Genomic DNA, 25516 nt, shown 5'->3' on the forward strand with positions numbered 1-25516 from the left:
AGGTCGGAATATGACCAGTCGTCCTCAGCGTCCTCGCTGTGTTGTTGCCTACCGATCGAAACGATCAGCAGGACTTTTCAAAGGAACCTCCAACCCAACCGACAAGCGGTGGGCCGGGGTTGTCAATCTGGCGTTGACTTTTGGCACGCTGTTGAGTTCTCAAGGTACGGACGCTTCCTTTGTTCCCGTTTCCGGGCCCTCCGGGCGCTTCCTTCGTTTCCGACTCTATCAGATCGTTTTCCGATCCGATTTCCTCGGTGCTTTCCGGCCTTTCGGCCTTCCGGCGGTTCCGACTCTATCAGATCCTTTCGGTCCTGATTTCCGGTCTCCCGGGTCAAGTCGGTTTGTCTTCCCGGCTGTTGGGCCGTTCCGACGTCCCAAACTCTAGCGGATTTCCCGGGCGGCTCCTAATCGGGCCGGCCGATCCATCCAACCCCTCTTCGAAATGGAATTCGGCATGCCGAAATTCATCCCGATCGGGAGGTCGTACTGAGATGGGGTTGCCGCAAATCTGCGGCGGACGGCTGTCGCAGAACCGTTCCGGCTCCGTGACAACTCGAAGAACCTTACGGGCCTGCTCAGGCGATGTCAACCCTGGTCGGCCCGAGCCTGTCAACCCATATTCACGGGTCGCCCGCGGCCACCGACCCAGGCTGTCAGCCCCACCCCGGCAGTCCAGGTCCGGGTCCAGGTCCGGCAGTCCAGCCCCGTCAGTCCAGGTCCGTCAGCCGTCCCCCGGCGTCCGGCTGGGCGTGCTCCACCCGTCGCAGCAGGCGGATCAGCATCTCGCCGAGGGAGCCGCGCTCGTCCGGGGTGAGGTCCTGGAGCAGGTCCTCCTCGAAGTCGGTGGCCATCTCCATGGCCTCCAGCCACTTCGTCCGCCCCTCGTCCGTCAGCTCGACGATGACACGCACCCGGTTGTTCTCGTCCCGGTCGCGCGTGACCAGGCCCTCGCCCGCCATGCGGTCGATGCGGTGGGTCATCGCGGCCGGCGTGAGGCCGAGGCGCTTGGCCAGCTCGCCCGGGCCGAGCCGGTAGGGCTTGCCCGCTAGGACGAGGGTCTTCAGGACCTCCCACTCGGCGTTGCTGATGCCGAGCGCGGCGACCTGGCGTCCGTACGCCACGTTCATCCGTCGGTTCAGCCGTCCCAGGGCGGAGACGACCTTCTCGACCTGGGGGTCCAGGTCGCGGAACTCGCGCTGGTACGCCGCGATCTGCTCGTCGAGGGTCGGCTCCTCAGGGCCGGAGGGGCCGGTGGGCCCGCCGGGCTCGGTGGTCTCAGCCATGCCGCGAGTATCGCACGGGGTGCGTTGGCTTCTAAGTCCTTGAGTGTGTATTGTTGAGGTTCTAACTTTAGTGTTGAAGTCTTCGGTCCTGAGACCTTCAGGTTCGAGGACTTCCACTTCGAGACCTCAAGGTGGTGAGTGTGACCAAGGTGATGGGCGCGGCGATGCGCCGGATCCAGGCGGGGAACGCGCTGAGCGCGTTCGGACTCGGGTTCACCGTTCCGTATCTGTACATCTACGTGGCGACGGTGCGAGGGCTCGGCTCCTTCTGGGCCGGGATCGTCCTCGGCGTCTTCGCCCTGGCCGCGCTCGTCGCGCTGCTCTTCACCGGCCGGGTCATCGACCGGCGCGGCCCCCTGCCCGTCCTGGTCGGCGCCGCCGTGGCCGCCGCCGTGGGCGCGATGGCGCTGGGGCTCGCCACCAACCTGGTGGCCGTGCTCGGGTCGGCCGCGCTGCTCGGCGCGGGCACCGCCGTCATGCAGCCCGCGCTCGCCACCATGATCGTGTGGTCGTCCTCGCCGACCTCCCGTACGCGTGCCTTCGCCATGCAGTTCTTCCTGCAGAACCTCGGGCTCGGGATCGGCGGGCTCTTCGGCGGCCAGATCGTCGACGAGAGCCGTCCGTCGTCCTTCGTCCTGCTCTTCGCCATCGAAGCCGCGATGTTCCTGGTCCTCGCCGCCATCGCGCTGTCCGTGAAGCTGCCGCGCAACGCGGCCATCGCGGACGCCCGCCCCAAGGGCGGCAAGGGCGGCGGCTTCCGGGCCGTGCTCGGGCACCGCGCCATGCTCCAGCTCTGCGTCCTCGGCTTCGTGCTGTTCTTCGCCTGCTACGGGCAGTTCGAGTCGGGTCTGGCGGCGTACGGCACCGAGGCCGCCGGGATCGAGCCGTCGACCCTGGGCATCGCCCTGGCCGCCAACACGGCCGTCATCGTGGTCGCCCAGTTCCTGGTGCTGCGCTTCGTCGAGCGCCGCCGGCGCAGCCGTGTGATCGCCTCGGTGGGCATCATCTGGACCGTGGCCTGGCTCTTCGCCGGGTACGCGGGGCTCGGCCACGGCAGCCAGACCATGGCGACCGCCGCGTTCATCTCCACGTACGCGCTCTTCGGGCTCGGTGAGGCGATGCTGTCGCCGACCGTGGCGCCGCTCGTCGCGGACCTGGCGCCCGAGGCGATGGTCGGGCAGTACAACTCGGCGTTCGCGCTGGTCAAGCAGATGGCGCTGGCACTCGGCCCGTTCGTGGGCGGGCCGATGGGGGCGACGCTGCACGGCCCGTACATCGTGACCTTCATTCTGTTCTCGCTCGGCATCACCGTGCTGGCGCTGCGGCTCGGCCGGGGGCTCACCCTCGCCCAGGACCACCCGGCGCACGCGGCGCACGCTTCCCGTGTCGTGGCGGTCCACAAGAGCGAGCAGGAGCAGGTCGCTGCCTGAAAGACACGCCTAGCCCGGCAGGGCGAACTCGCACCACACCGCCTTGCCGCCGCCCGGTGTGCGGCGCGAACCCCAGGACGAGGCGATCGTCGCGACGATCGAGATGCCTCGTCCTGACTCGTCCCCGGGCTCGGCGCGGCGGCGGCGCGGCAGATGGTCGTCGCCGTCCGTCACCTCGATGATCAGCCGCCGGTCGGTGCGGCGCAGCCGCAGCCGCATTGGCGGGGTGCCGTGCTGGAGCGAGTTGGCCACCAGCTCGCTCGCGGCCAGCACGCCCAGGTCGCGCAGCTCGACCGGGAAGCGCCAGGAGGCGAGGACCCCCGACGCGAAGGCACGCGCGCGTGGCGCGGCTTCCACGCCTCCGAGGAGGTCGAGCGCCGCGTTGTGGAACAGCTCGGCGGCCGGCCCGGTGCGCGCCGGGTGCTGGAGGACCAGGACCGCCACGTCGTCGTCGTGCTCGGCGGTCACCCCCAGGGAGCGGATCAGCCGGTCGCAGACGACCTGCGGGGTGCCGACCGCCCCGGACAGCGCGCGCTCCAGGGCGGCGACGCCCTCGTCGATGTCCTCTCCCCTGCGCTCGACCAGACCGTCCGTGTAGAGGACGGCGGTCGCGCCGGGCGGCAGGGCGATGGTGCCCGAGGTGTGCAGCCAGCCGCCGGTGCCCAGCGGGGGCCCGGTCGGGTCGGCCGCGCGGTGCACGCTGCCGTCCGCGTGCCGTACGAGCAGGGGCAGGTGGCCCGCCGAGGCGTAGACCAGACGGCCCTCGTTGGGGTCGTGGACGGCGTAGAGGCAGGTGGCGATCTGGCTGGCGTCGATCTCGGTGGCCAGCCCGTCGAGCAGCTGGAGCACCTCGTGCGGGGGCAGGTCCAGGCGCGCGTACGCCCGCACCGCCGTCCGCAGCTGGCCCATCACGGCGGCCGCGCGGACCCCGCGCCCCATCACGTCCCCGATCACCAGCGCCGTGCGCCCGGCGCCCAGGGTGATCACGTCGTACCAGTCGCCGCCGACCGCCGCGTCCGTGCCGCCCGGCTGGTACGTGGCGGCGACCCGCAGGTCGTCGGGCTGCTCCAGCTCCTGGGGGAGCAGCGAGCGCTGGAGGGTGACGGCGGTCTCGCGGTGCCGGCGCTCGCTGGCGCGCAGCCGCTCGGCGGCCTCGGCGTGGTCGGTGACGTCGGCGGCGAAGACGAGCACCCCGCCGCCCGCCGCCCCGCGCGCGGGGAGCTCGACCGGGGTGCAGGTGACCGTGTACGACCCGCCGCCCTGGGCCTTGCGGGACTTGACCGTACGCGGCTTGCCGCTGCGCAGCACCTGGTCCATCAGGGGGAGCAGGCCCAGCTCGTCCAGCTCGGGCAGGACCTTGGCGGCGGGGGCGCCCACGGGGCGGGGGCCGAACGTCGTCGCGTACGCGTCGTTCACGTACGCCACGCGGTGCTCCGGGCCGTAGACCAGGGCGGCGAGGGCCGGGAGCCGGCCGAGGAGCTGGCGCACCGACAGCTCCTCCAGGGCGGGCGCCGCCGGGCCGTCCGCCTCCTCGTCCGGCCAGGTGTCGGGTCCCGGACCGCACTCACCGCGTGCGGCGGGCACGGAGCCCCGGTCGGTCCGTGCGGCGGCGCGGCGCTGCGTACCGGGGAGCCGGGCGCTCCAACGCGTGAAGTTCACGGATCTCTTGGCCTCGTGTGTCGCTGGCTGCTGGGGTCACTCTGTGCAGGTGTGGGCCCACCTATGGTCACACGTCCAGTGTGACGGACCGCACTGACAACCGTCAGTTCTCCTTGCCGCCGGGCCCCTTGGGACCGGGATCGGGGCCCGGCTCGGGGCCCGGTCCCGCCGCCGGTTTCGCCGGGCCCCCGCCCGCCGCCAGCTCGAACTCGGCGCGCGGGTGCTCCAGCGAGCCGAGCGAGACGATCTCCCGTTTGAACAGGCCCGCGAGCGTCCATTCGGCGAGCACGCGCGCCTTGCGGTTGAAGGTGGGGACACGGCTCAGGTGGTAGGCGCGGTGCATGAACCAGGCGGGGTAGCCCTTGAGCTTGCGGCCGTAGACATGGGCGACGCCCTTGTGGAGGCCGAGGGAGGCGACCGAGCCCACGTACTTGTGCGCGTACTCGCGCAGCGGCCGGCCCTCGACGGACGCGGTGACGTTCTCGGCGAGCGTCTTGGCCTGGCGCACCGCGTGCTGCGCGTTGGGCGCGCACTCCTTGTCCTTCTCCTCGGCGGTGACGTCCGGCACGGCGGCCGCGTCCCCGGCCGCCCAGGCGTGCTCGGCGCCCTCCACCTGGAGCTTCGCCGTGCACCTGAGGCGGCCGCGCTCGTTGAGCGGCAGATCGGTGGCGGCGAGCAGCGGCGCGGGCTTGACCCCGGCGGTCCACACGACCGTACGGGTGGGGAAGCGGGCGCCGTCGCTGAGGACCGCGACCCGGTTCTCGCAGGAGTCGAGGCGCGTCTGGAGGCGTACGTCGATGTTGCGGCCGCGCAGCTCGCGGATGGCGTACCTGCCCATCTCCTCGCCGACCTCGGGCAGGATGCGGTCGCTGGCCTCCACGAGGATCCACTTCAGGTCCTCGGGCTTGATGTTGTGGTAGTACCGCGCGGTGTAGCGGGCCATGTCCTCCAGCTCGGCGAGCGCCTCCACGCCCGCGTAGCCGCCGCCGACAAAGACGAAGGTGAGGGCCGCGTCGCGGACGGCGGGGTCGCGGGTGGAGGAGGCGATGTCCATCTGCTCGATGACGTGGTTGCGCAGGCCGATGGCCTCTTCGACGGTCTTGAAGCCGATGGCGTAGTCGGCCAGGCCGGGGACCGGCAGGGTGCGTGAGATCGAGCCGGGCGCGAGGACGAGTTCGTCGTAGCCGATCTCGACCGGGCCGGTGCCCTCCTCGTCGGTGGCGAGGGTGGTGACGGTCGCGGTCCGCGCCGCGTGGTCGATGCTCCGGGCCTCGCCGATGACGATGTGGCAGCGGTCCAGGACGCGGCGCAGCGGCACCACGACATGGCGGGGCGAGATGGACCCGGCGGCGGCCTCCGGCAGGAACGGCTGGTACGTCATGTACGGGTCGGGGGCGACCACCGTGATCCCCACCCGGCCGTCGCGCAGCTGTGCCTTGAGCTCGCGCTGGAGACGCAGCGCCGTGTACATCCCGACGTAGCCGCCGCCGACGACGAGAATGCGCGTGCCGGGCGGTGGTTCGGGGCTCGGCCCCCGATTGATCGCAGCCTTCACCATCCCATGAGGCATCGGACACCGGGGTTTGTCCACAGGCCCGGCAAATTGTGTGACTGACGGATGTGGCCGGAACAGGTGCTGGTATTTCCCGCCAGTTGGGGAGAACGTGCAGGTCAGGGCGGGGACATAGGGGCGGCGTGGGGGGCCGAATCGGGAAGGTTCCGGTCCTTGCTCCGATCGGGGGGCACACCGTGCGGAACAACCCCCTTCTGAATTGACTCCGGCTCAACTATGTTCGTACCTCGTCGGGGTGTCGGGTCCGGCCACCCGACTGTCAGGGCGGGGAGTCTCCGGGGGGAGACGTCATTACCGGGGGAACGGTTATGCATATTCAGGACTCTCATTGGCAGTCCGCCGTCGTCGCGTCGGCGGACGGCAATGGACGTGTGGGCGCGGTCGGCGGTGGTGGGAGCGCTTCCGCTGCCCGCTCCGCGCCGCTGCGGGTGGACGCCCAGCGCAATCTGGAGCATGTGCTGCGCGCCGCGCGCGAGGTCTTCGGCGAGCTGGGGTACGGCGCGCCGATGGAGGACGTGGCGCGCCGCGCCCGCGTCGGCGTGGGCACGGTCTACCGGCGCTTTCCCAGCAAGGACGTGCTGGTGCGGCGGATAGCCGAGGAGGAGACCGCGCGTCTCACCGACCAGGCGCGCACCGCGCTGGGCCAGGAGGAGGAGCCCTGGTCGGCGCTCTCCCGCTTCCTGCGCACCTCGGTGGCGTCGGGCGCCGGGCGGCTGCTGCCGCCGCAGGTGCTGCGCGTCGGGGTGGACGTGGACGCCGAGGAGTCGGCGGTGGGCGGCGGGACCGGATCAGGACCGGTGCCCGTGCTCGAATCCGTCGAGTCGCCGGCCGCGTCGGCCTCCGTACCCGCCGCCACCGAGGTGCGGGTGCCGCAGCAGCGCCAGGCCGGGCTCGCGGGTGCGCCCGTCGTGCCCGACCTGCGGGTCGTCGAGCCGCGCACGGCCGCGGTGGACGAGCTGGACGACGCGGGGGCGGCCGAACTGCTCGCGGTGGTCGGGCAGCTGGTGGACCGGGCCCGGGAGGCGGGTGAGCTGCGGGGCGATGTGACCGTGGCCGATGTGCTGCTGGTGATAGCCACCGCGGCGCCGTCGCTGCCGGACCCGCACCAGCAGGCCGCGGCATCTGCCCGGCTGCTCGACATCCTGCTGGAGGGGCTGCGGTCCCGGCCGGTCCGGTAGGGCGCGACCCAGAGCACGGGCCCGCCCCGGTCCGGGGCGGGCTCCTTCGGGGCAGGCTCCTTCGGGGCGGGTTCCACTATCGGGTGGTTGGCGTGAGGTGGGCTCCTCGGGTGTGGGGCTCTGTGGGACGCTTGGCCCGTGGTCGGGTCGATGCGTGCTGACGGGGGCTTCCGCGATGAACGTTGAGGGGCGGGACGAGCTCGGCGGCAGCAACACCGAGCCGGACGGCCGGCCCGCGCGGCAGGTGCCGAACCAGGCCGGACCGGGTGACCGTGCGGACGCCGGGGACGAGCCCGGCGGAACCGTGCTGCCCGGGCCGTGGCGCCCCGCCGAGGAGCCCGGCGCGCCCTCCACCGGCGCACCCACCGGCGCGCCCTCCGACGTCCCGACCGAGTCCGTCCCCGGTGTCCCGCAGCAGCGCGAGCGGGTCACCGGCGGGCCCACGGTCGCCGACGCCGAGCTGATCCAGCGGTTGCGGGCGGGCGACGACACCGCGTACGAGGAGCTGTTCCGCCGCCACTCGGACGCGGTCCGCCGGTACGCCCGCAGCTGCTGCCGGGACGCGCACACCGCCGACGACCTCACCGCCGAGGTCTTCGCCCGTACGCTCCAGGCGGTGCGCGGCGGCGCCGGGCCCGAGCAAGCCGTGCGTGCGTATCTGATGACCACCGTGCGCCGGGTCGCCGCCTCCTGGACGAAGACGGCGAAGCGGGAGCAACTGGTCGAGGACTTCGCGCTCTTCGCCGACCAGGCCGCCCGTACCTCGGACGGCAGGGACGACGACACGGTCGACCTCGGCGCGGACGTCCGGGCGATGCACGAGGCCGAGCAGTCGCTGGCCATGCAGGCGTTCCGGTCGCTGCCGGAGCGCTGGCAGGCGGTGCTGTGGCACACCACGGTCGAGGAGGAGTCGCCCAGCGAGATCGCCCCGCTGTTCGGGCTGTCCGCCAACGCCACGGCGGTGCTGGCCAGCCGGGCCCGGGAGGGCCTCAAGCAGGCGTATCTCCAGGCGCATGTCTCCACCGCGCTCACCGAGGGCGGCGACTGCGCGCGCTACGCGGACCGGCTCGGGGCGTACGCGCGCGGTGGACTGCGGGTGCGGGCCGAGCGGGGCCTGAGCAAGCACCTGGAGGAGTGCGCCAAGTGCCGGGTGGCGGTCGTCGAGCTCAAGGACGTCAACGCCGGGATCCCCGCGCTGCTGCCGGTCGCGGTGGTCGGCTGGTTCGCCGCCGGGTACTCGCTCAAGGCCGCGGGCCTGGTGGCCGGAGGTGCCGCCGGAGCCGCCGGTGCGGGAGCCGCCGCGGCGGCCACCGGCGGGAGTTCGTCGGGGGGCGCGGCCGGTGGGGCCGCCGCCTCCGAGGGCCTCGGCGCCCCCGCCAAGGCGGGTATCGCGGCGGCGGTCGCCGTCGCGGTGGCCGCAGGCGTGGTCTTCGCGCTCAGCGGAGGCGAGACCAAGCCGGTGGCGAAGCCCGAGGTCAAGCCGCCGGCCGTGGTGCCGATGGTCCCTCAGAAGCCGCCGCCCTCCCCCGCGCCGGAACCTCCCGCGCCGCCCGCGCCCGTACCGCCGCCGCCGAAGAAGCCCGCGCCCAAGCCGCCCGAGCCCGCGCCGCCGAAGCCCCAGCCGAAGCCCAAGCCGAAGCCCGCCCCGCCCAAACCGTCGCCCAGGCCCACACCGCCGCCCAAGCCGACGCCGCCCCCTCCCCCGCCGCCCCCTCCGGCGACGGTCTTCCAGGTCAACCGGCTCCAGTACGGGACGTTCGGCGACCACACCAAGCCGGAGGTGCGGCTCGGCGCGTCCAGCTGGCTGTGGCAGCGCTGGGGCATGGAGATCGACGGCAGGTCGTACAGCCACGGGGTGACCGTGCACGCCCGCTCGGCCGTGACCATCGACCTCAACCGGAAGTGCTCCAGCTATGACGCGTTCGCCGGGGTCGACGACCTGACCATGGGTCTTGGCGCGGTGCGGTTCTCGGTGTACGGCGACCGGACCCTGCTGTGGCGCTCGCCCGTGATGCGCGGCGGGGACCCGGCGGTGCCGGTCCACGCCGACCTCACCGGGCACCGCACGATCCGTCTGGTGGTCGACCCGCACACGCCGTTCGGTTCGGTGGCGCTGGCGGACTGGGCGAAGTCGGTCATCAACTGCCGTTAGTCGACGCGCCGGACGGGCCGCCGACGACCGCCTCCAGCAGCTCCGCGACCTCCAGCGTGCTGAGCGCGGACCCGGCCGCGCGCTCCTGCTCGTAGGCCCGGGGGTCCAGCTCGTCGAGGAGGCGGGCGCGCAGGGCGTCCAGGGCGGCGCGGTCCGGGGCCCACAGGGGGATCCCGGCGCGCCAGGCCTCGGCCGCGGCCGCCACCCGTACGGTCAGGGCGGTCTCGCCGAGATCGGGCAGCAGCCGGGCGGCGCCCTCCGCGAAGTGGGCGCGGAGGATCGCGGCGCAGCCCGCGTCCTCCGCGGAGCGCAGCGCCGAGGCCAGTCCGCGCACCCCGGCGGCCGGGCCCGACTCGAGCGCCGCGACCCGGGCTTCGAGGCCCTCCAGGATCGCGCGGAAGTGGGGCGGCGGAGTGGTGCGGGCGCTCTCCTCGTGGGCCGCGTCGCACTCGGCGCGCGCGGTGGCCGTGTCACCGGCGTCGAGGGCCATACAGGCGCGGATGTAGTGGATGTAGGAGCGGGTGTCGAAGACCCGGTAGCGCACGGCCTCCGCCTCGGCCTCGGCGAGCATCTTCTCCGCCTGCGCCGCATCGCCCGAGCGATAGGTGAGTTCGGCGATCCGGGCCAGCAGATACGGCGCCTCGCCGTGGGCGCCGACCTCGCGGGCGAGGCCGAGCGCCTCCTCGTACTCCGGCCGGGCCTGCGCGGGCAGCCCGCGCATCATCGCCGCCTCCCCGGCGGCGGTCGCCACCTGGGCCCGCATCCAGCGGTCGCCGATGCGGCGGCCGAGTGTGCGCAGCTCGGCGAGGTCGGCGTCGACGTCCCAGGTGCCGCCGGGCATGTCGATGACCATGTGGGTACGGAACATGAGGCTGACGGCGATCTCCCAGTCGCCGCCGTACTTACGGCAGTTGGCGACGACGGAGTCCACCGACTCGCGCACCTGCGCGGCGGTGCGGGTGAGGAACGCGGCCATCGGCCAGAGCAGCCCCGGAAAGCTCGCCGCCTGCGGCCCGCCCGGCGCGAAGGCCTCGCGCAGCCGCTCCATCTCCGCCAGGGTCTCGGCGCGGCGCAGCCGCTCGCCCGAGCCGGACTCCTCCATGAGGAAGATCCGCAGCAGGGAGAGCCGCATACACGGCCAGTAGCGGGGGTCGTCCGGGCCGCTCACCGCCTCGCCCTCCTGGGCGAGGACGCGGTCGACCCATGCCACGCCCTCGGCGCGGTAGTTGCGCAGACACCAGAACCAGCCCAGGGCGAGGGCGAGTTCGCGGGCCTCGGCGGGGTCGGGAGCGGTGGCGGTGACGCGGTGCAGCGCGGCCCGGAAGTTGTCCAGCTCGCGCTCCAGACGGCGGATCCAGGCGAGCTGCCCGTGCGAGCGCAGCTGCGGGTCGGCCTGCTGGGCCAGTTCGCGGTAGTACGCGGTGTGGGCGCGGGCGGCGGCGGCGAGCAGCTCGGGGGTCTCGGCCGCGCGCTCGGCGGCGTACTCGTGGATGGTCTCCAGGAGCCGGTAGCGCATGCCGCCGGTGTCCGGCTCCGGTTCGGCCAGCACCAGGGACTTGTCGACGAGGGCCGCGAGGTCGTCGGTCGAGCCGCAGACGGCCTGGGCGGCGGCCAGGTCCCAGCCGCCGGCGAAGACGGAGGCGCGCCGCAGCACCGCGCGCTCGCGCTCGTCCAGCAGCTCCCAGGACCAGTCGACGACCGCGCGCAGGGTCTGCTGGCGGGGCAGTACGGTACGGCTTCCGCTGGTCAGTAGGCGGAAGCGGTCGTCGAGCCGGTCCGCGATCTGGCGCGGGGAGAGCAGCCGCAGCCGGGCGGCGGCCAGCTCGATCGCCAGCGGCAGCCCGTCGAGCCGTCGGCAGATCTCGGCGATGGCCTCGGGGTCCTCGGCCGGGTCGAAGTCGGGTCGTACGGTACGGGCGCGCTCGGTGAAGAGGCGGTGCGCGGGGCCGGGCGGCAGCGGCTCGACCGGCCGGACCCGCTCGCCGGGCACCCCCAGGGGCTCGCGGCTGGTGGCGAGGATCCGCAGCGCCGGGCAGCGCGTCAGCAGGGTCTCGGCGAGGTGGGCGGCCGCGTCGATGACGTGCTCGCAGTTGTCGAGGACGAGCAGCACCGGCGCGTCCGCGAAGTGGTCGACCAGCCGGGCGACGGGGTCGTCGGGGTGCGGCTGGCCGTCCCGGCCGAGCAGGGCGGTCTCGCGCAGCCCGAGCGCGGAGACCACGGCGCCGGGGACGGCGTCCGGGTGGTCGAGCGGGGCGAGCTCCACGAGCCAGGCGTGGGTGTGCGCGGCCTCCTCGGCGAGGCGGGTCTTTCCGGACCCGCCGGGGCCTGTGAGGGTGACCAGCCGGTGCGCCGCCAGGTCGTCCCGGATCGCGGCGAGTTCGGGCTCGCGGCCGACGAAGGAGGTGAGCCGGGGGCGCAGGTTGCCGGTCGCCTCCTGCGGTACGGGGTTGAGGAGTTCCCGGTGGAGCGCGGCCAGCTCCGGGCCGGGGTCGGTGCCGAGGGTGTCGGCGAGGGTGCGGCGGGCGGCCTCGAACGCCAGCAGCGCGTCGGCCGTACGCCCCTCGGCACGCAGGGCGCGGATCAGCTGGGCGTGCAGGGGTTCGTCGTACGGGCGGGTCTCGATCAGCGCGGTGAGCTCGGCGGGGAGGTCGGCGGTGGCGCCGCGCCCGAGGTCCGCCTCGATGCGGTGGCGCAGCGCGGTGAACCGCCGCTCCTCGGCGCGGGCGGCGGCCGCGGTGCGGTCGGGGAGGTCGGCGAGGGCGGGGCCGCGCCACATGGCGAGGGCGGTGCGCAGGGTCGCGGCGGCGGTCTCGGGGTCCCCCTCCGCGAGCCGGCGTTCGCCGGTGCGGGCCTCGTGCTCGAACGCGAACAGGTCGACGTCGTGGGGGGACTCGACGGCGAGCCGGTAGCCGCCGGCCTCCGAGACGACGGCGTCGCGGCCGAGCGCTTTTCGGAGGCGGCCGACGAGGGCCTGGAGGGCGGCGGGGGCGTCGTGCGGCGTCTCTTGCGGCCAGACGTCGTCGATGAGGGTGTGCGGGGGGAGGGGGGTGGGGTGGTCCGCTGCGGCTGCGAGGGCGGTGAGGAGGGCGCGCAGCCGGGGTCCCCCCAGGGGGACGTCTTGGCCGTGGTCGTCTTGCGCCTCTGTGGCGCCCAGGATTCGGTACCGCACGGATGCATTGTGTCTCGGGCACTCTCCGCCTGCGGCGCGCTTTTCTCCCCGCCCCGCCCCTTCCCGTAAGCCCTCTGGCGGGCGGCCGCAGGCTTCGCCCCGGGGTCCGGCCTTCGTCCGCGGGTGAGTGGTGGGTTGCTCGCGCAGTTCCCCGCGCCCCTAAAAGCCTGTGGCTGAGCTGCGTTTCCCGGCTGCGGCCGACTACCTCAGGGGCGCGGGGAACTGCGCGAGCAACCGGCCACGGTCCGCAGGCGAACGTGAAGCGGGGTGCAGGGGCCGCAGGCCCCGCCCCGGGAGACCAGCTCAACCCCCCGCCCACCCCCGGAGGGTTTAGGGAAGGGGCGGGGTGGGGGTTCGTCAGGCCCGCAGCGGTGGGCGGGACGGGGTTATGCCGCCCGCTACCGCCCGCTGCTTCGGCGCAGCCGTCCCCGTCCAGCACGTCCCCCGGCGGGACAGCAGCCGCCGTAGCCACAGCTCCGTGGAGATCAGGTCCGCCAGGCCGTCGAGCGGGAGGCGTTCGCCGGAGGCCGCCGCGCGCAGGGCGCGGCGGACCGTGCGGGCCTCGATCAGGCCCGCGTCGGCGAGCAGCGGGGCCTCGAAGAGCGCGATCAGGGGGTCGATCGCGCGGCGCAGACCCGCCCGGACCGCCGCCGTGGAGGATGCGTGGGAGGTGGCGCCCCAGCCGGGAGGCAGATCGCGGACCCCGGAACCCGCCAGCACCGTACGCAGGATCGCCGCCCGTGCCCCCGGCTGCACCCGTACCGCCTCGGGCAGCGCGCGGCACGCCCGTACCACTTGGTTGTCCAGGAACGGCGCGTGCAGCCGCTGGCTGCGGATCTCGGCGGCCTGCTCCAGGACGCGGTGGTCGGCGGCGTAGCGCGCCAGCGCCGCCCGGGCCCGCGCCTCCCCCGGCCGCAGCACCGTCGCCGGGCGCGTCGCCGACGCCATCAGCCGGATCGATACTTCAGCCAGCGCCTCCCCGGTGAGCCAGCGCGCCGCGGGGCCGGGCCGCGTCCAGGCCAGGGACGCCAGCGAGGCGTCCAGCGGGGTCTCGGCCGCCGCGTCGACGAGGTCCGTGTCCCGGCGCAGCCGTTCCGCCGCCGACTCGATGCCCGTCCGGTAGGGCGTACGCGCCAGCTTCCGCGCCGCCCGGTACACCGTCAGCGGCACGAAGAGGGAGTGCGCGGAGGGGCCGCCCGCCTTGGCGAGGGCGGCCGCCGGGCGCAGGAAGTGGCGGCGCTGCCGGTCCATCAGGAGGTCGGCCAGGCGCGCCGGGTGCGCGTCCAGGACCTGGCGCGCCCCGCTGCCGGTGAAGTGGTCCGCGCTGCCCGCGGCGAGTCTGCGCCGGTGGCGGTCGGCCATGACCAGGGACGGGCCGGGCTCGTCGGTGAGCGGGCCGGCCAGCTCCGCGTACGGCAGGCTCTCCTCGTCGCCCGCCACCACCACGTGGTGCAGCCGCGGGTTGGCCGCGATCGCCCCGGCCCGCTCCAGCTCCGCCTCGCCGCGCCGGCCGGGCACCGCGAGGTCGTTGAAGGTGACCGCGAGAAGCCGTTCGCCCGCGCCGGTGCCGTGGCCGAGCACCGTGCCGGGGTTGCCGGGCAGCCCGGCGGCGAGCAGGGCGAGGGTGGCCGAGGCCGGCCCGCCGGAGAGGTCGGCGCCGATGCCGGGCGCCGGGCCCCCGCGCGCGGCGCGCCGCTCGGCGGGGCCCATGCCGGGCACCGGCCCGGGGTCCTGCGGCAGCGTCTCGGGGGCGTGCCGGGGCGCGGTGAGCCTGGCCCGTACGGCCGCGACCAGCGCCTCCCGTACGCCGTTGACCGCGCTCTCCTCGTCCACCTGGGCGGCGGCGACGGCGAGCGAGGCGACCGGCTCGTACCCGGTGATCTCCCGCGAGCCCTCCCGCAGCACCAGCGCGTGGCCGGGCGGGATGCGCCGCACCCCCGCGTAGGGGGTGGAGTCGCCGAGCGCCTCGGGTACGTCGGGGCAGGCGAGCAGGGCCGCCAAGTGGCCGATGTCCAGCTGGGCTTCGATGAGGTCGGCGAGCGGCAGGGCGGCCGTGGCGTACGCGGTGCCGCTCGCCCAGGGCGTGTAGAAGACGGGGCGGGCACCGGCCAGGTCGCCGACGACAGTGACCCGGCGGCCGACCTGGGCAACCGCCGTATAGCTGCCCGGCCACGCCGAAAGGTGCCGCAGTGCGCCCCCGCGTGCCGCGAACAGCCCTACCCGCAGCTCCTCGTCACTGGCGGCGCAGCAGCCCAGGACCGCGAGCCGGGTGTCCGCCCCCACGCTGACCACGCGGATCTCGTCGGGCCGCCAGTCGCCGACCGCCCAGAGCGGGTCGGGGTCGCCCCACAGCAGCTGGGAGCCGACCGGGTGCACCGTGCGCCCCTCCTCGGGCGCGCCCAGGGCGCCGGCCGTCCCCACGGCACCGAACCGCGCGGCGACACTGCTCCAGCCCACCAGCCACCGCATCGCCGCCTCCACAGCCTGTGGACAACCCGTCGCCCGCGCCGACGGGCCGGCACCGGCACCGGCCGTACGCGGACGTGACGGCGGGGTGGGTGCGGGCGGTTCCGAGGGCGCTCGGGACCATGCTGCCATGACAATGGCGTGCGGGAGGGGCCTCGGGGTAGCGCGCGCAAAAAGTGAACGCGCCCCTGCGGATGGCCGATTGACAGCTCCTCAGCCGGGCGGATGCGGCGTTCCCAGCCCCGGAAGGACCGACTATTTTCGGCCAACTTCGCCCGGGGGGCGCGTGGCCGGCACCCCGGAGCGGGCATGAAACCGGCAGCGGAACCGGCACACAGGACCCACAGTCCGGGAGGCGCTCTCCGCCTCCCGGACCGGTCCGCCGCCCGCGGGGATTGAGGCGACGGTGTCCCCCAGCCCACTGGATCCAGTTCAGCGGGCCGACCCACGCACCTGACATGGAAGCGCTCCCCGCCCCGGGCGGGCCAGAGCGCACGCACCGCGCACGGCCACACACCCGGAGCACACGCACGGCGGCCCCACTCGTCCGCGCGGAAAACAATCTCGCCATCCGGAACACCGCCTCTTAACGGTCGGGATGCGGCGAACTACGCTGGGTGCACTGCTGTTCTCCGCGGGCGGCATATTCCTGGGGGCACGGCCACACGATTGTGCGGCCGCACGGACCCCGGGGCGCGGCCCCGGGGGACGCCGTCTGTGTCGAGGGGTGGCGCATGTCCAGGGAGCAACGCGGGCCGAACGAGAAGCTCGGCACCGTTCTCGCCCTCGCGGGAATCAGCAATGCCGGACTGGCCAGAAGGGTCAACGACCTCGGTGCGCAACGCGGTCTGACACTTCGTTACGACAAGACCTCGGTGGCCCGCTGGGTCTCCAAGGGAATGGTCCCCCAGGGCGCCGCGCCCCATCTGATCGCAGCGGCCATCGGCGCCAAGCTCGGCCGCCCGGTGCCGCTGCACGAGATCGGACTCGCCGACGCCGACCCGGCGCCCGAGGTCGGTCTGGCCTTCCCGCGCGACGTGGGCGAGGCGGTCCGCTCCGCGACCGAGCTCTACCGGCTCGACCTGGCCGGACGGCGGGCGGGCGGCGGCATCTGGCAGTCGCTGGCCGGCTCCTTCGCGGTCACCGCGTACGCGACCCCCGCCTCCCGCTGGCTCATATCCCCCGCCGACTCGTCGGTCGCGCGCGACCACGACGGGGCGGCCGGGACACCCCTGAAGGTCGGCCACAGCGATGTGGCCAAACTCCGTGAGGCGGCGGAGGACGCCCGCCGCTGGGACTCCAAGTACGGGGGCGGGGACTGGCGTTCGTCGATGGTTCCCGAGTGCTTACGGGTGGACGCGGCCCCGCTGCTGCTCGGCTCGTACTCCGACGAGGTCGGCCGGGGCCTGTTCGGCGCGACCGCGGAGCTGACCAGACTGGCCGGCTGGATGGCCTTCGACACCGGCCAGCAGGAGGCCGCCCAGCGCTACTACATCCAGGCGCTGCGGCTGGCGCGCGCGGCGGCCGACGTGCCGCTCGGCGGCTATGTGCTGGCCTCCATGTCGCTCCAGGCCACCTACCGGGGCTTCGCCGACGAGGGCGTGGACCTGGCGCAGGCCGCCGTCGAGCGCAACCGGGGCCTGGCCACCGCCCGCACCATGAGCTTCTTCCGGCTCGTCGAGGCACGCGCGCACGCTAAGGCGGGCGACGCGCTCGCGGCCGGCGCCGCCCTGAAGGCCGCCGAGTCGTGGCTGGAGCGCTCGAGGGACGGCGACGCCGACCCGTCCTGGCTGGGCTTCTACTCGTATGACCGCTTCGCGGCGGACGCGGCCGAGTGCTACCGCGATCTGAAGGCCCCGCGCCAGGTGCGCCGCTTCACCGAGAAGGCGCTGTCCCGGCCGACCGAGGAGTTCGTGCGCTCGCACGGCCTGCGGCTCGTGGTCTCGGCCGTGGCCGAGCTGGAGTCGGGCAATCTGGACGCGGCGTGCGCGGCCGGCACGCGCGCGGTGGAGGTCGCCGGGCGGATCTCGTCGGCGCGGACCACCGAGTACGTACGGGACCTGCTGCACCGCCTGGAGGCCTACGGGGACGAGCCCCGCGTGGTGGAGCTGCGGGAACGGGCCCGGCCGCTCCTGGTGGCCCCGGCGTAGATCACTTCCCGCACGGGTTTACGGGCATTGTCAGTGGGCCAGTGCACTATCTGGGTGGGAGGTGTGGCGGTGGACGCGTACGACTGTGACGTGCTGGTGATCGGCGGCGGGATCGTCGGCCTGTCGACGGCGTATGCCCTCGCGCAGGCCTCGCCGGGGACGCGCGTGACCGTCCTGGAGAAGGAGGCCGGCCCGGCCCGGCACCAGACCGGGCGCAACAGCGGGGTCATCCACAGCGGGATCTACTACCGCCCCGGCTCGCTCAAGGCGCGGTACGGGGTGCGCGGCGCCGCCGAGATGGTGGCCTTCTGCGCCGAGCAGGGCATCCGCCACGAGGTGACCGGCAAGCTGATCGTGGCGACCGGGCGCGACGAGCTGCCGCGGCTGCACGCCCTGGTCCAGCGCGGCCGGGAGAACGGGATACCGGTCCGCGAGCTGGGCCCCGCCCAGATCGTGGAGTACGAGCCGGAGGTCCGGGGCCTGGCCGCGATCCACGTCGGCACCACCGGCGTGTGCGACTACCCGGCGGTGGCCGCCCGCCTGGCCGAGCTGTCCGGCGCGGAGATCCGGTACGGGACGGAGGCGGTGCGGATATCCCGCCGCCCCGACGCGGGCGTGGCCGTGCTCACCTCGACCGGGCCGGTGATCCGGGCGCGGGCGCTGGTGAACTGCGCGGGTCTGCACTGCGACCGGGTGGCGCGGCTCGCCGGGGACGACCCGGGGGTGCGGATCGTGCCGTTCCGGGGCGAGTACTACGACCTGGCGCGGCCCGGCCTGGTCAAGGGGCTGGTGTATCCGGTGCCGGACCCGGCGTTCCCCTTCCTCGGGGTGCATCTGACCCGGGGCGTCGAGGGCGGCGTCCACGTCGGGCCGAACGCGGTCCCGGCCGCGGCCCGCGAGGGCTACGACTGGCGCACGGTCCGCCCCGCCGAGCTGGCCGCCACCCTGAGCTGGCCCGGCACCTGGCGCATAGCGGCCCGCCACTGGCGGTACGGGGCGGGCGAGATCCACCGCTCGCTGTCCCGCCGCGCCTTCACCGAGGCGGTCCGCCGGCTGCTCCCCGACGTCGAGGAATCGGATCTGCGCCCGGCCCCGTCGGGTGTGCGCGCCCAAGCGGTGCTGCGCGACGGCACCCTGGTCGACGACTTCCTGATCCGCGAGGCCCCGCGCACCATCCACGTCCTGAACGCCCCGTCCCCGGCGGCCACCGCGTCCCTGCCGATCGGCCGCGAGGTGGCCCGGCGGGCGCTGGGGGTGCTGGAGGCGGCGCGGGTGTAGCGGCGGGCACAGCGCGGGCCCGGGCCGCGCCGGGCACGTAGAATCCCTTAATTGTGTCTGAGCAGCCGCCCGCCCCCGCCCGTCGCCCCAAGGGCGAGCCCCGGTTTCCCGGGGGTCCCGTCGCCGACCCCGCCGGGTCGCACCACGAGCGGCGGATCCGCAGTTTCCAGCCGCGCCGCAGCCGGGTGACCACCGGCCAGGGCGAATACCTGGAGCGGCTGTGGCCGCAGTGGGGCCTGGACATCGACGGGCGGGGCACGCTCGACCTCGACGCGATGTTCGACGGGCTGCCGGTGGTCCTGGAGATCGGCTTCGGGATGGGCGAGGCGACCGCCGAGATGGCCGCCGCCGACCCCGGCACCGGCATTCTCGCCGTCGACGTCCACACCCCCGGCCAGGGCAATCTGCTCGGCCTCGCCGAGCGCGGCGGCCTCACCAACGTCCGGGTCGCCAACGGCGACGCGATCATCCTGCTGCGCGAGATGCTGCCGCCCGAGTCGCTCGACGGGCTGCGCGTCTACTTCCCGGACCCCTGGCCCAAGAAGCGCCACCACAAGCGCCGCATCATCCAGCCCGACTTCCTCACCCTGGCCGCGCCCCGGCTCAAGCCCGGTGCCGTACTGCACTGCGCCACCGACTGGGAGCCGTACGCCGAGCAGATGCTGGAGGTGCTGACCGCGCACCCCGCGTTCGAGAACACCCAGCCCGACGGCGGCTACGCGCCCCGGCCCGCGTTCCGGCCGCTCACGCGCTTCGAGGGGCAGGGCCTCGACAAGGGCCATGTGGTCCATGACCTGCTCTTCACCCGCGCCGCGGAGCTGCCCGGCGCCTGACGGCACCCCCACGCACCGTCGCGGATTGTCCTCACCCCTCGTTAGGGTCGTCTGGTGTCGTCCGAGTCGCTTCCGCAACGCCAGCCGCCGGGCCCGCTCCAGCCGGTCCCGGAGCGCGGCGCCGAGCCGCGGTTCGACGCCGTACCGGAGCGCGCCAAGTGGCGCTACCGGCCGCGGCGGGACTTCTGGCGCTCCAGGGCCGTCCGGGCCGGCGCGCTGATCACCCTGCTCGCCCTGTGCGGTCTGGTCATCCTCGCGATCGTGCGGGAGCAGACCGGCACCGAGGGGTTCCTGGTGGGTCTCGCGCTCGCCGTGCTGCCGGTGCCGCTGCTCGCCACCGCGTTCCGCTGGCTCGACCGGGTGGACCCGGGGCCCTGGCGCAATCTGCTGTTCGCCTTCGCCTGGGGGGCGTGCGCCGCCGCGTTGGTGGCGATCATCGCCAACTCGTTCGCGACCAAGTGGATAGCCACCGCCACCGCCGACCCGTCCTCCGCCGACCACCTGGGCGCGACCGTCATCGCGCCGGTCGTCGAGGAGAGCGCCAAGGCGGTGGCCGTGCTGCTGCTGTTCCTGTTCCGAAGACGGGACTTCAAGGGGATAGTCGACGGCGTGGTCGTCGCGGGCTTCACCGCGACCGGCTTCGCCTTCACCGAGAACATCCTGTATCTCGGCAACGCCTTCGGCGAGGACCAGGTCAGCCACACCGCGGGGCTCTCCTCGACGACCGCGGCGACGTTCTTCGTCCGGATCGTGATGTCGCCGTTCGCGCACCCGCTGTTCACGGTGTGCACCGGCATCGGCTTCGGGGCCGCCGCGCTCGCGGTGCCCGGCAGCCGGTGGCGCCGTATCGGCCTGCCGGTGCTCGGGCTGCTGTCCGCGATGGGCATGCACGCCCTGTGGAACGGCTCGTCGTCGTTCGGGACGTACGGCTTCTACCTGGTCTACGCCGCGTTCATGGTCCCGGTCTTCGCCCTGCTCACCTGGCTTGCGGTGTGGAGCCGCCAGCGGGAGCTGCGCACGGTCGCGGCGGAGCTGCCCGCGTACGCGACGGCGGGCTGGCTGGGTCCCGCCGAACCGCTCGCGCTCTCCTCGATGCGGGCCCGCTCGATGGCCCGCGACTTCGCGTACCGCACCTTCGGCGGCAAGCGGGCGGCGCGGACGGTCGCCGAGTACGAGGCGTTCGCGACGGCGCTGGCGTTCCTGCGCCGCCGGGCCCGGCGCACCGAGGCCGGCCCGGACTTCACGGCCCGCGAGCAGGAGCTGCTGCACCATCTGTGGGCGCGCCGGGAGGTGGCCGGGCCCGCGCTGCTGTACGCGGCGGGCGCGGCGGGCCGCATCTGGATCCCGCCGCAGCCGTATCCGTACGGCCACCCGGCGACGTACGGACACCAGGCCCCGTACGGACACGACCAGTCCTCCCCGTACAACCCCTATCTGCGCTGAGGCGAGCGGCGGCTACGCCGAGGCGGTCTTCAGCTCGCTCAGCTCCGCGTCCGTGAGCTCCAGGTCGGCGACGGCGAGGAGCGCGGGCAGCTGCTCGACGGTACGGGCCGAGGCGATCGGGGCGACCACGGTCGGCTGGGCGGCGAGCCAGGCCAGCGCCACGGTCGCGGGCTCGGCGCCGTGCTCCTGGGCGATACGGTCGAGCGCGGCCAGCACCTTGGTGCCCCGCGCGGTCTCCAGGTGCTTGGCGGCGCCCTGGGCCCGCGCGCTCTCGACGTGCCGGCCCGGGCGGTACTTGCCGGTGAGGAAGCCGGCGGCGAGCGCGAAGTAGGGGACGGCGGCCAGGCCCGAGCGGGCGGCGGTGTCCTGGAGGGCGCCCTCGTAGGTGTCGCGCGAGACCAGGTTGTAGTGCGGCTGGAGGGCGACGTACTTGGCCAGGCCCTCGCGGTCGGAGAAGTCCAGCGAGTCCTTCAGCCGCGCCGGGGAGATGTTGGAGGCGGCCACCGCGCGCACCACACCGTCCTTCACCAGCTGGTCGAGGGCGGTGACGATCTCCTCGACGGGGACGGACTCGTCGTCGAAGTGCGTGTAGTACAGGTCGATGTAGTCGGTGCCGAGGCGGCGCAGCGAGGCCTCGGCTCCCGCCTTGATCGTGGCGGCCGCGAGCCCCTTGAACCGGGGGTGCCCGCCCACCTTGGTGGCGATGACGACGTCCTCGCGGTTGCCGCGCGCCGCCAGCCACCGGCCGATGGTCTTCTCGGACTCGCCGCCCTCGTTGCCCGGGGCCCAGGCCGAGTAGACGTCGGCGGTGTCCACGAAGTTGCCGCCCGCCTCGGTGTACGCGTCGAGCACCGCGAACGACGCGGCCTCGTCGGCCGTCCAGCCGAAGACGTTGCCGCCGAGGGCGAGCGGGAAGACGGACAGATCGGAGGAGCCGAGGGGGCGCAGAGAGGTCATAGGGGGTGAACGGGCGGGCGGGGCGCGGCTATTCCACGCGATGCGCCCCCTCGCCCGGCGCTCCCTACGGGTTCAGGCCCTTGGACTGGAGCCACCCCATCGGGTCGATGCCCGTGCCGCCGGGGGTGTGTACCTCCAGGTGCAGATGGGGGCCGGTCACGTTGCCGGTGGCGCCGACGCGGCCGATCGTCTCGCCGGTCGTCACCTTCTGCCCGGCGCTGACCGCGATCGAGGACTGGTGGCAGTACCAGAGCTCGGTGCCGTCCTCCAGCTCGACGACCGTGCGGTAGCCGTACGAACCGGACCAGCCCGCCGACTTGACCGTGCCGCCGTGGATCGCCTTGAGCGGGGTGCCGGTGGGGGCGGCGAAGTCGAGGCCGGTGTGGTGGCCGGAGGACCACATCGAGCCGGCCTCGCCGAAGGTCGAGGTGATCGTGTACGAGGCGACCGGGAGCGAGAAGCTCTTGGCGAGCTCGGCCAGGCGCTCCTCCTCCGCCTTCTTGGCGGCGGCCTCCTCGGCGGCCTTCTTCGCGGCCGCCGCCTTCTGCGCGGCGGCGCTCTGCGCGGCCTTCGCCTCGGCCGCCGCCTTCTGCGCGGCATCCTTCTCGGCGGCCGCCCTGGCCTCGGCCTCGGCGCTGCTCCGCTGCTGCTCGGCCTGCTGGAGGATACGGGCGCGCAGGGCCTCGCCGGCGCCCGTGGCGCCCTGCTCGGCGTCGGCCCGGGAGACGCCGGCCATGGTCAGGGGGGCGCTCGCCACGGCGCGGTCGGCCCGGTCCGCCGGGGAGGCGTCGGGCTCGTCGTCGCCCGCGAGGTCGGAGATCAGGGTGCCCACGCCCGGCAGCGACTTGACGTCGGGGAGTTTATCCGCGACCGCGTCGGGCAGGGATATGGAGACCGGCGGCTTGGTCTGCGCACTGGCCATGCCGCCCGCGCCGACGGCCGCGATGACACCGACGCCGAGGACGGTGGAGCTGCGGGCGAGCCCGCCGCGCTGCTTGATGACGCGGTGTCTGCCGCGTACGGAGGACACGGACTCCTCCGTGGGGTTCCACTCCTCCCACACCTCGGTGTCGCTGGGCGCGGTCCCGTACAGGGAGACGGGGGGAACCGGCGGGGTGCCGAGGGCAGGCTCGTTGGACGCCACGGGGGCGCACTCCTTTCCTTCCTTCTCGCCTACCGGGTTAGCTGACGGGTTCGGAGCAGGAAGGTCTCCTACGGGCATCTCGAAGAGACAAAGATGCCCGATTCACCCCAAGTTGGTGGTTCCCCGGTTCCCTTGCGGGATTCGGCGCGTGCGCACGGTGCCGCCTCTGCGACGGCTGGGACGACCGCGCTGCGTTATCGAACGTTAATAGACAGGCGGACCGGATTCCAAGCCGTTCCCGGTAATCGCCGGGGACAAGTGCTGACGGTATGTCAATTGTTATGCGCAGGGATGCCGTTCGGGCACGGTCAGTCACGGCACCACGGGCATCGTCCGCCGCCGCTCCGGCTGGCGCGCCCCGGGCCGCCCCACCGCGAGCAGCGCCATGTCGTCGCTGGCGCCGCCGCCCGTATGTCTGCGCACATCGTCGACCAGAGCGTCCAGCACCTCCTCGGGGCCCGGGAAGATCCGGCCGCGCAGCCGCTCGTACGGGTCGTAGAAGACCCCGGGCGGGTCCAGTGAGCGCGCTTCGGAGAGGCCGTCGGTGTAGAGGAGCAGCGTCGCCCCGGCCGGGAACGGGTACGTCTGCGCCCGGTCCGGCCACACCCCCAGCTCCGCCATCCCCAGCGGCAGCGCGGGGTCGGCCGGGGCGAGCACGTCCAGCGCCCCGTCGGCGTGCAGCAGCAGCGGCTCGGGGTGGCCCCGGTTCACCAGCCGTACGGACGCGGCGCCGCGCGGGACCTCGGCGAGCACGGCCGTGGTGAACCCCTCGAAGGCGTCCAGGCCGGAGCGCCGGGTGCCCTCCCGGGCCAGCGCCCGCTCCAGGCGCCCGGCCACCTCCTCCAGGGTCGCCTCCTGCTCGGCCGCCTCCCGGAACGCCCCGATGACCACGGCCACCGCCTCGACCGCCTCCAGGCCCTTGCCCCGCACGTCCCCGACGACCAGGCGCACCCCGTACGGCGTGTCCTGGACCGCGAAGAGGTCCCCGCCGATGAAGGCGTCGGCCTGCGCCGCCTCGTACCGCGCGGCCACCTGGAGGCCCCCGATGCGCTCGGCCGGCGTCGGCAGCACGGCGCGCTGGGCGGTCTCCGCGATGACCCGGGCCGAGGCGAGGCGCTCGCCGCTGCGGCGCAGCATGCGGTTGATGACCAGGGCCAGCGCGCCGACGGTGGTGACGGTGAACAGCTCGCTCACCGCCTCCCCGGTACTGGGGATGTCGTGCAGATACTCGGTGAGCAGCACCGCCCCGACCGCCGAGGCGCCCGCGGCGGCGGTGCCCAGCGGGCCGCAGAAGGGGGCCGCGACCAGGGGCGCGGCCGCGAAGAGGGCGGCGGCGGTCAGATCGGGCGGGGTCGCCGCGTCCAGGACGACCCCGACGACGAGGAGCAGCGCGGGCAGTACGCGCACCAGGGCCAGGCGCCGGGAGCCCTCCCGGCCGACGCCGTCCGATCGCTGCCGCACCTGGGGTCTCCTGCCCGTCCGCGGGGCCGCCGACGTTCCGCGCCCCACCCAGGGTGCCGGGCCCCGCCGCGTGCCGCGAACGCTCCTCGGCCAACCGGGTGGGCGCTGCGTGCGGACGCCCGGGCGGAGGCCGCGGACGGGCCCTCAGTGCCGGTCCGCGCCGGTCGCGATGAGCCGCGCCCGGCACCGGCGGGGCCCGGCCCGGCCGCGCACACAGGTCCCCCGGGCATGGCGGCGGGCCGCCGGACCGCCGTGCACGGAGGGGATCTGGCCCTTGGTGTACGAGGGCGCGGAGACCCAGGGCGGGGCGGGCGACAGGGGCAGCGCCAGCGGCAGGGAGAGACACATCAGCAGTGCACACAGGGCGAGGAACAGCGGCGCCGCGGGCGCCTTCCGCCGCGTCGCCGCCCGCAGCAGCCCCACCAGACGCTCGCGCACAGTACGCGCGAGACTACTCCACGTATACGCGCACATCGCCGAGAGGCACGATTCCGCGCCACCAAGGCCAGAACTTGACGTTGCGTGACAATACGGCGCAGGCTGTTCGACCGTGCACGAACTCCACTCCTCCGACAAACTGCCCCGCGACCCGTCCCTGCTCTGGGCCGCCCAGGGCCTGACCGGCTCCTCCCGCGCCTGGGCGAGCGAGGACGGCCGCGCCTTCGCCGTCGCCGCTCCCGACCTCTCCTGCCACGACCGGCTGGCCGTCTCGGGCCCGGTCGAGTCGCTGGCCCCGCTGGTCGCCGAGGTGCTGACCGAGACGGGCCCGAGCTACAGCCCGCTGGGCGACGAGGCGACCGTACGGGCCCTGGTCGAGGCGCTGCCGGTGCTGCGGCCGCTGGCCACGTACGGCTGGATGAGCCGCACCCGCCCGCTGACGCCGGACGAGGCGGGCGCGGCGGACGAGGGCAAGGCGCGGTGGCTGACGGACGAGGACGGGCCGGAGATCGCCGGGCTGCTGGCGGAGGCGTTCCCCCACTCGTACGCGGTGCCGGGCGCGCCGGGCGTCGAGCGGTGGGCGGGCACCCGGGACGACGCGGGCCTGATCACCGCCGTCGCCGCGCTGGCCTGGCCGTCCCCCGAGGTCGGGCTGGTGGCGGGGGTCGCCGTGCACCCGTCGGCGCGGGGCCGGGGCCTGGCGCGGACGGTCGTCACCAAGGTGCTGGCGCAGGCGCTGGCGGTGCACGGGACGGCGGCCCTGATGGTGGAGGAGGCCAACCACACGGCGATACGGCTGTACGAGTCGCTCGGCTTCGCCTACCGGGGGTTCCTGGTGGCGGAACGGCCGGCGTGAGGGGCTGACCGGAGCGGGGAACGCCTGAGGCCCGGCACATTCT

Annotated in this window: 17 protein-coding genes and 1 riboswitch; of the genes, 8 read left to right on the top strand and 9 right to left on the bottom strand. The window is 74.2% G+C overall.

All coding sequences use genetic code 11. From position 1 onward, the window contains the following. Window positions 1-710: 710 nt before the first annotated feature. Window positions 711-1286, bottom strand: a complete 576-nt coding sequence (locus ABD236_RS30000) for a MarR family winged helix-turn-helix transcriptional regulator (protein ID WP_344079073.1) — start codon at window positions 1284-1286, stop codon at window positions 711-713. A 152-nt stretch (window positions 1287-1438) separates the two neighbouring features. Between ABD236_RS30000 and ABD236_RS30005 the strand changes: the two genes are divergently transcribed. Continuing rightward, a complete protein-coding gene (locus ABD236_RS30005) occupies window positions 1439-2716 on the top strand; it encodes an MFS transporter (protein WP_344079117.1) in 1278 nt (425 codons plus the stop codon). Between the two features lie 9 nt (window positions 2717-2725). On the opposite strand, the gene ABD236_RS30010 is transcribed toward ABD236_RS30005, so the two are convergent. Both ABD236_RS30010 and ABD236_RS30015 read right to left on the bottom strand, forming a co-directional pair. After that, window positions 2726-4375, bottom strand: a complete 1650-nt coding sequence (locus ABD236_RS30010) for an ATP-binding SpoIIE family protein phosphatase (RefSeq protein WP_344079075.1) — start codon at window positions 4373-4375, stop codon at window positions 2726-2728. A gap of 103 nt (window positions 4376-4478) precedes the next feature. Continuing rightward, window positions 4479-5933, bottom strand: coding sequence for an NAD(P)/FAD-dependent oxidoreductase (locus ABD236_RS30015; RefSeq protein WP_344079077.1), 1455 nt, complete (start codon window positions 5931-5933; stop codon window positions 4479-4481). Between the two features lie 323 nt (window positions 5934-6256). Between ABD236_RS30015 and ABD236_RS30020 the strand changes: the two genes are divergently transcribed. After that, window positions 6257-7126 (top strand): TetR/AcrR family transcriptional regulator, encoded by an 870-nt coding sequence (locus ABD236_RS30020; RefSeq protein WP_344079079.1) that lies wholly within the window; start codon window positions 6257-6259, stop codon window positions 7124-7126. Between the two features lie 175 nt (window positions 7127-7301). After that, complete coding sequence (locus ABD236_RS30025) at window positions 7302-9278, top strand: sigma-70 family RNA polymerase sigma factor (protein WP_344079082.1); 1977 nt, start codon at window positions 7302-7304, stop codon at window positions 9276-9278. On the opposite strand, the gene ABD236_RS30030 is transcribed toward ABD236_RS30025, so the two are convergent. Next, the gene (locus ABD236_RS30030) at window positions 9265-12447 is read right to left on the bottom strand and encodes an ATP-binding protein (RefSeq protein ID WP_344079084.1); all 3183 of its coding nucleotides are present in this window, start codon (window positions 12445-12447) and stop codon (window positions 9265-9267) included. The genes ABD236_RS30025 and ABD236_RS30030 overlap by 14 nt on opposite strands. 357 nt (window positions 12448-12804) lie before the next feature. After that, window positions 12805-14916 carry an asparagine synthase-related protein gene (locus ABD236_RS30035; protein ID WP_344079086.1) on the bottom strand — a complete coding sequence of 704 codons (2112 nt, stop codon included), beginning with the start codon at window positions 14914-14916 and terminating at the stop codon, window positions 12805-12807. Window positions 14917-15647: 731 nt separating this feature from the next. Between ABD236_RS30035 and ABD236_RS30040 the strand changes: the two genes are divergently transcribed. From ABD236_RS30040 to ABD236_RS30055, 4 genes are all read left to right on the top strand, one after another. Further along, complete coding sequence (locus ABD236_RS30040; protein WP_344079088.1) at window positions 15648-17063, top strand: NsdA family TPR-like regulatory protein; 1416 nt, start codon at window positions 15648-15650, stop codon at window positions 17061-17063. 63 nt (window positions 17064-17126) lie between these two features. Beyond that, window positions 17127-18341: an L-2-hydroxyglutarate oxidase gene (gene lhgO / locus ABD236_RS30045; protein ID WP_425543990.1), complete on the top strand. Its 1215-nt coding sequence runs from the start codon at window positions 17127-17129 to the stop codon at window positions 18339-18341. A 53-nt stretch (window positions 18342-18394) separates the two neighbouring features. Continuing rightward, on the top strand, window positions 18395-19174 hold the full coding sequence (gene trmB / locus ABD236_RS30050; protein ID WP_344079092.1) for a tRNA (guanosine(46)-N7)-methyltransferase TrmB: 780 nt from the start codon (window positions 18395-18397) through the stop codon (window positions 19172-19174). A 54-nt stretch (window positions 19175-19228) separates the two neighbouring features. Continuing rightward, window positions 19229-20617, top strand: a complete 1389-nt coding sequence (locus tag ABD236_RS30055) for a PrsW family intramembrane metalloprotease (protein WP_344079094.1) — start codon at window positions 19229-19231, stop codon at window positions 20615-20617. Between the two features lie 12 nt (window positions 20618-20629). On the opposite strand, the gene ABD236_RS30060 is transcribed toward ABD236_RS30055, so the two are convergent. The 4 genes from ABD236_RS30060 to ABD236_RS30075 form a co-directional block, all read right to left on the bottom strand. Continuing rightward, window positions 20630-21574, bottom strand: coding sequence for an aldo/keto reductase (locus tag ABD236_RS30060; RefSeq protein WP_344079096.1), 945 nt, complete (start codon window positions 21572-21574; stop codon window positions 20630-20632). A gap of 64 nt (window positions 21575-21638) precedes the next feature. Next, entirely contained in the window at window positions 21639-22718 is a 1080-nt protein-coding gene (locus tag ABD236_RS30065; RefSeq protein ID WP_425543989.1) for a M23 family metallopeptidase, read from the bottom strand. An 11-nt stretch (window positions 22719-22729) separates the two neighbouring features. After that, window positions 22730-22875: riboswitch (cyclic di-AMP (ydaO/yuaA leader) on the bottom strand. Between the two features lie 155 nt (window positions 22876-23030). Next, window positions 23031-24179, bottom strand: coding sequence for a PP2C family protein-serine/threonine phosphatase (locus ABD236_RS30070; RefSeq protein ID WP_344079098.1), 1149 nt, complete (start codon window positions 24177-24179; stop codon window positions 23031-23033). A 144-nt stretch (window positions 24180-24323) separates the two neighbouring features. Beyond that, complete coding sequence (locus ABD236_RS30075) at window positions 24324-24617, bottom strand: hypothetical protein (RefSeq protein ID WP_344079100.1); 294 nt, start codon at window positions 24615-24617, stop codon at window positions 24324-24326. A 112-nt stretch (window positions 24618-24729) separates the two neighbouring features. On the opposite strand from ABD236_RS30075, the gene ABD236_RS30080 reads away from it, so the two are divergent. Then, window positions 24730-25473: a GNAT family N-acetyltransferase gene (locus ABD236_RS30080; RefSeq protein WP_344079102.1), complete on the top strand. Its 744-nt coding sequence runs from the start codon at window positions 24730-24732 to the stop codon at window positions 25471-25473. Window positions 25474-25516 lie beyond the last annotated feature (43 nt).

Source organism: Streptomyces crystallinus (assembly GCF_039521265.1).
Classification (GTDB): domain Bacteria; phylum Actinomycetota; class Actinomycetes; order Streptomycetales; family Streptomycetaceae; genus Streptomyces; species Streptomyces crystallinus.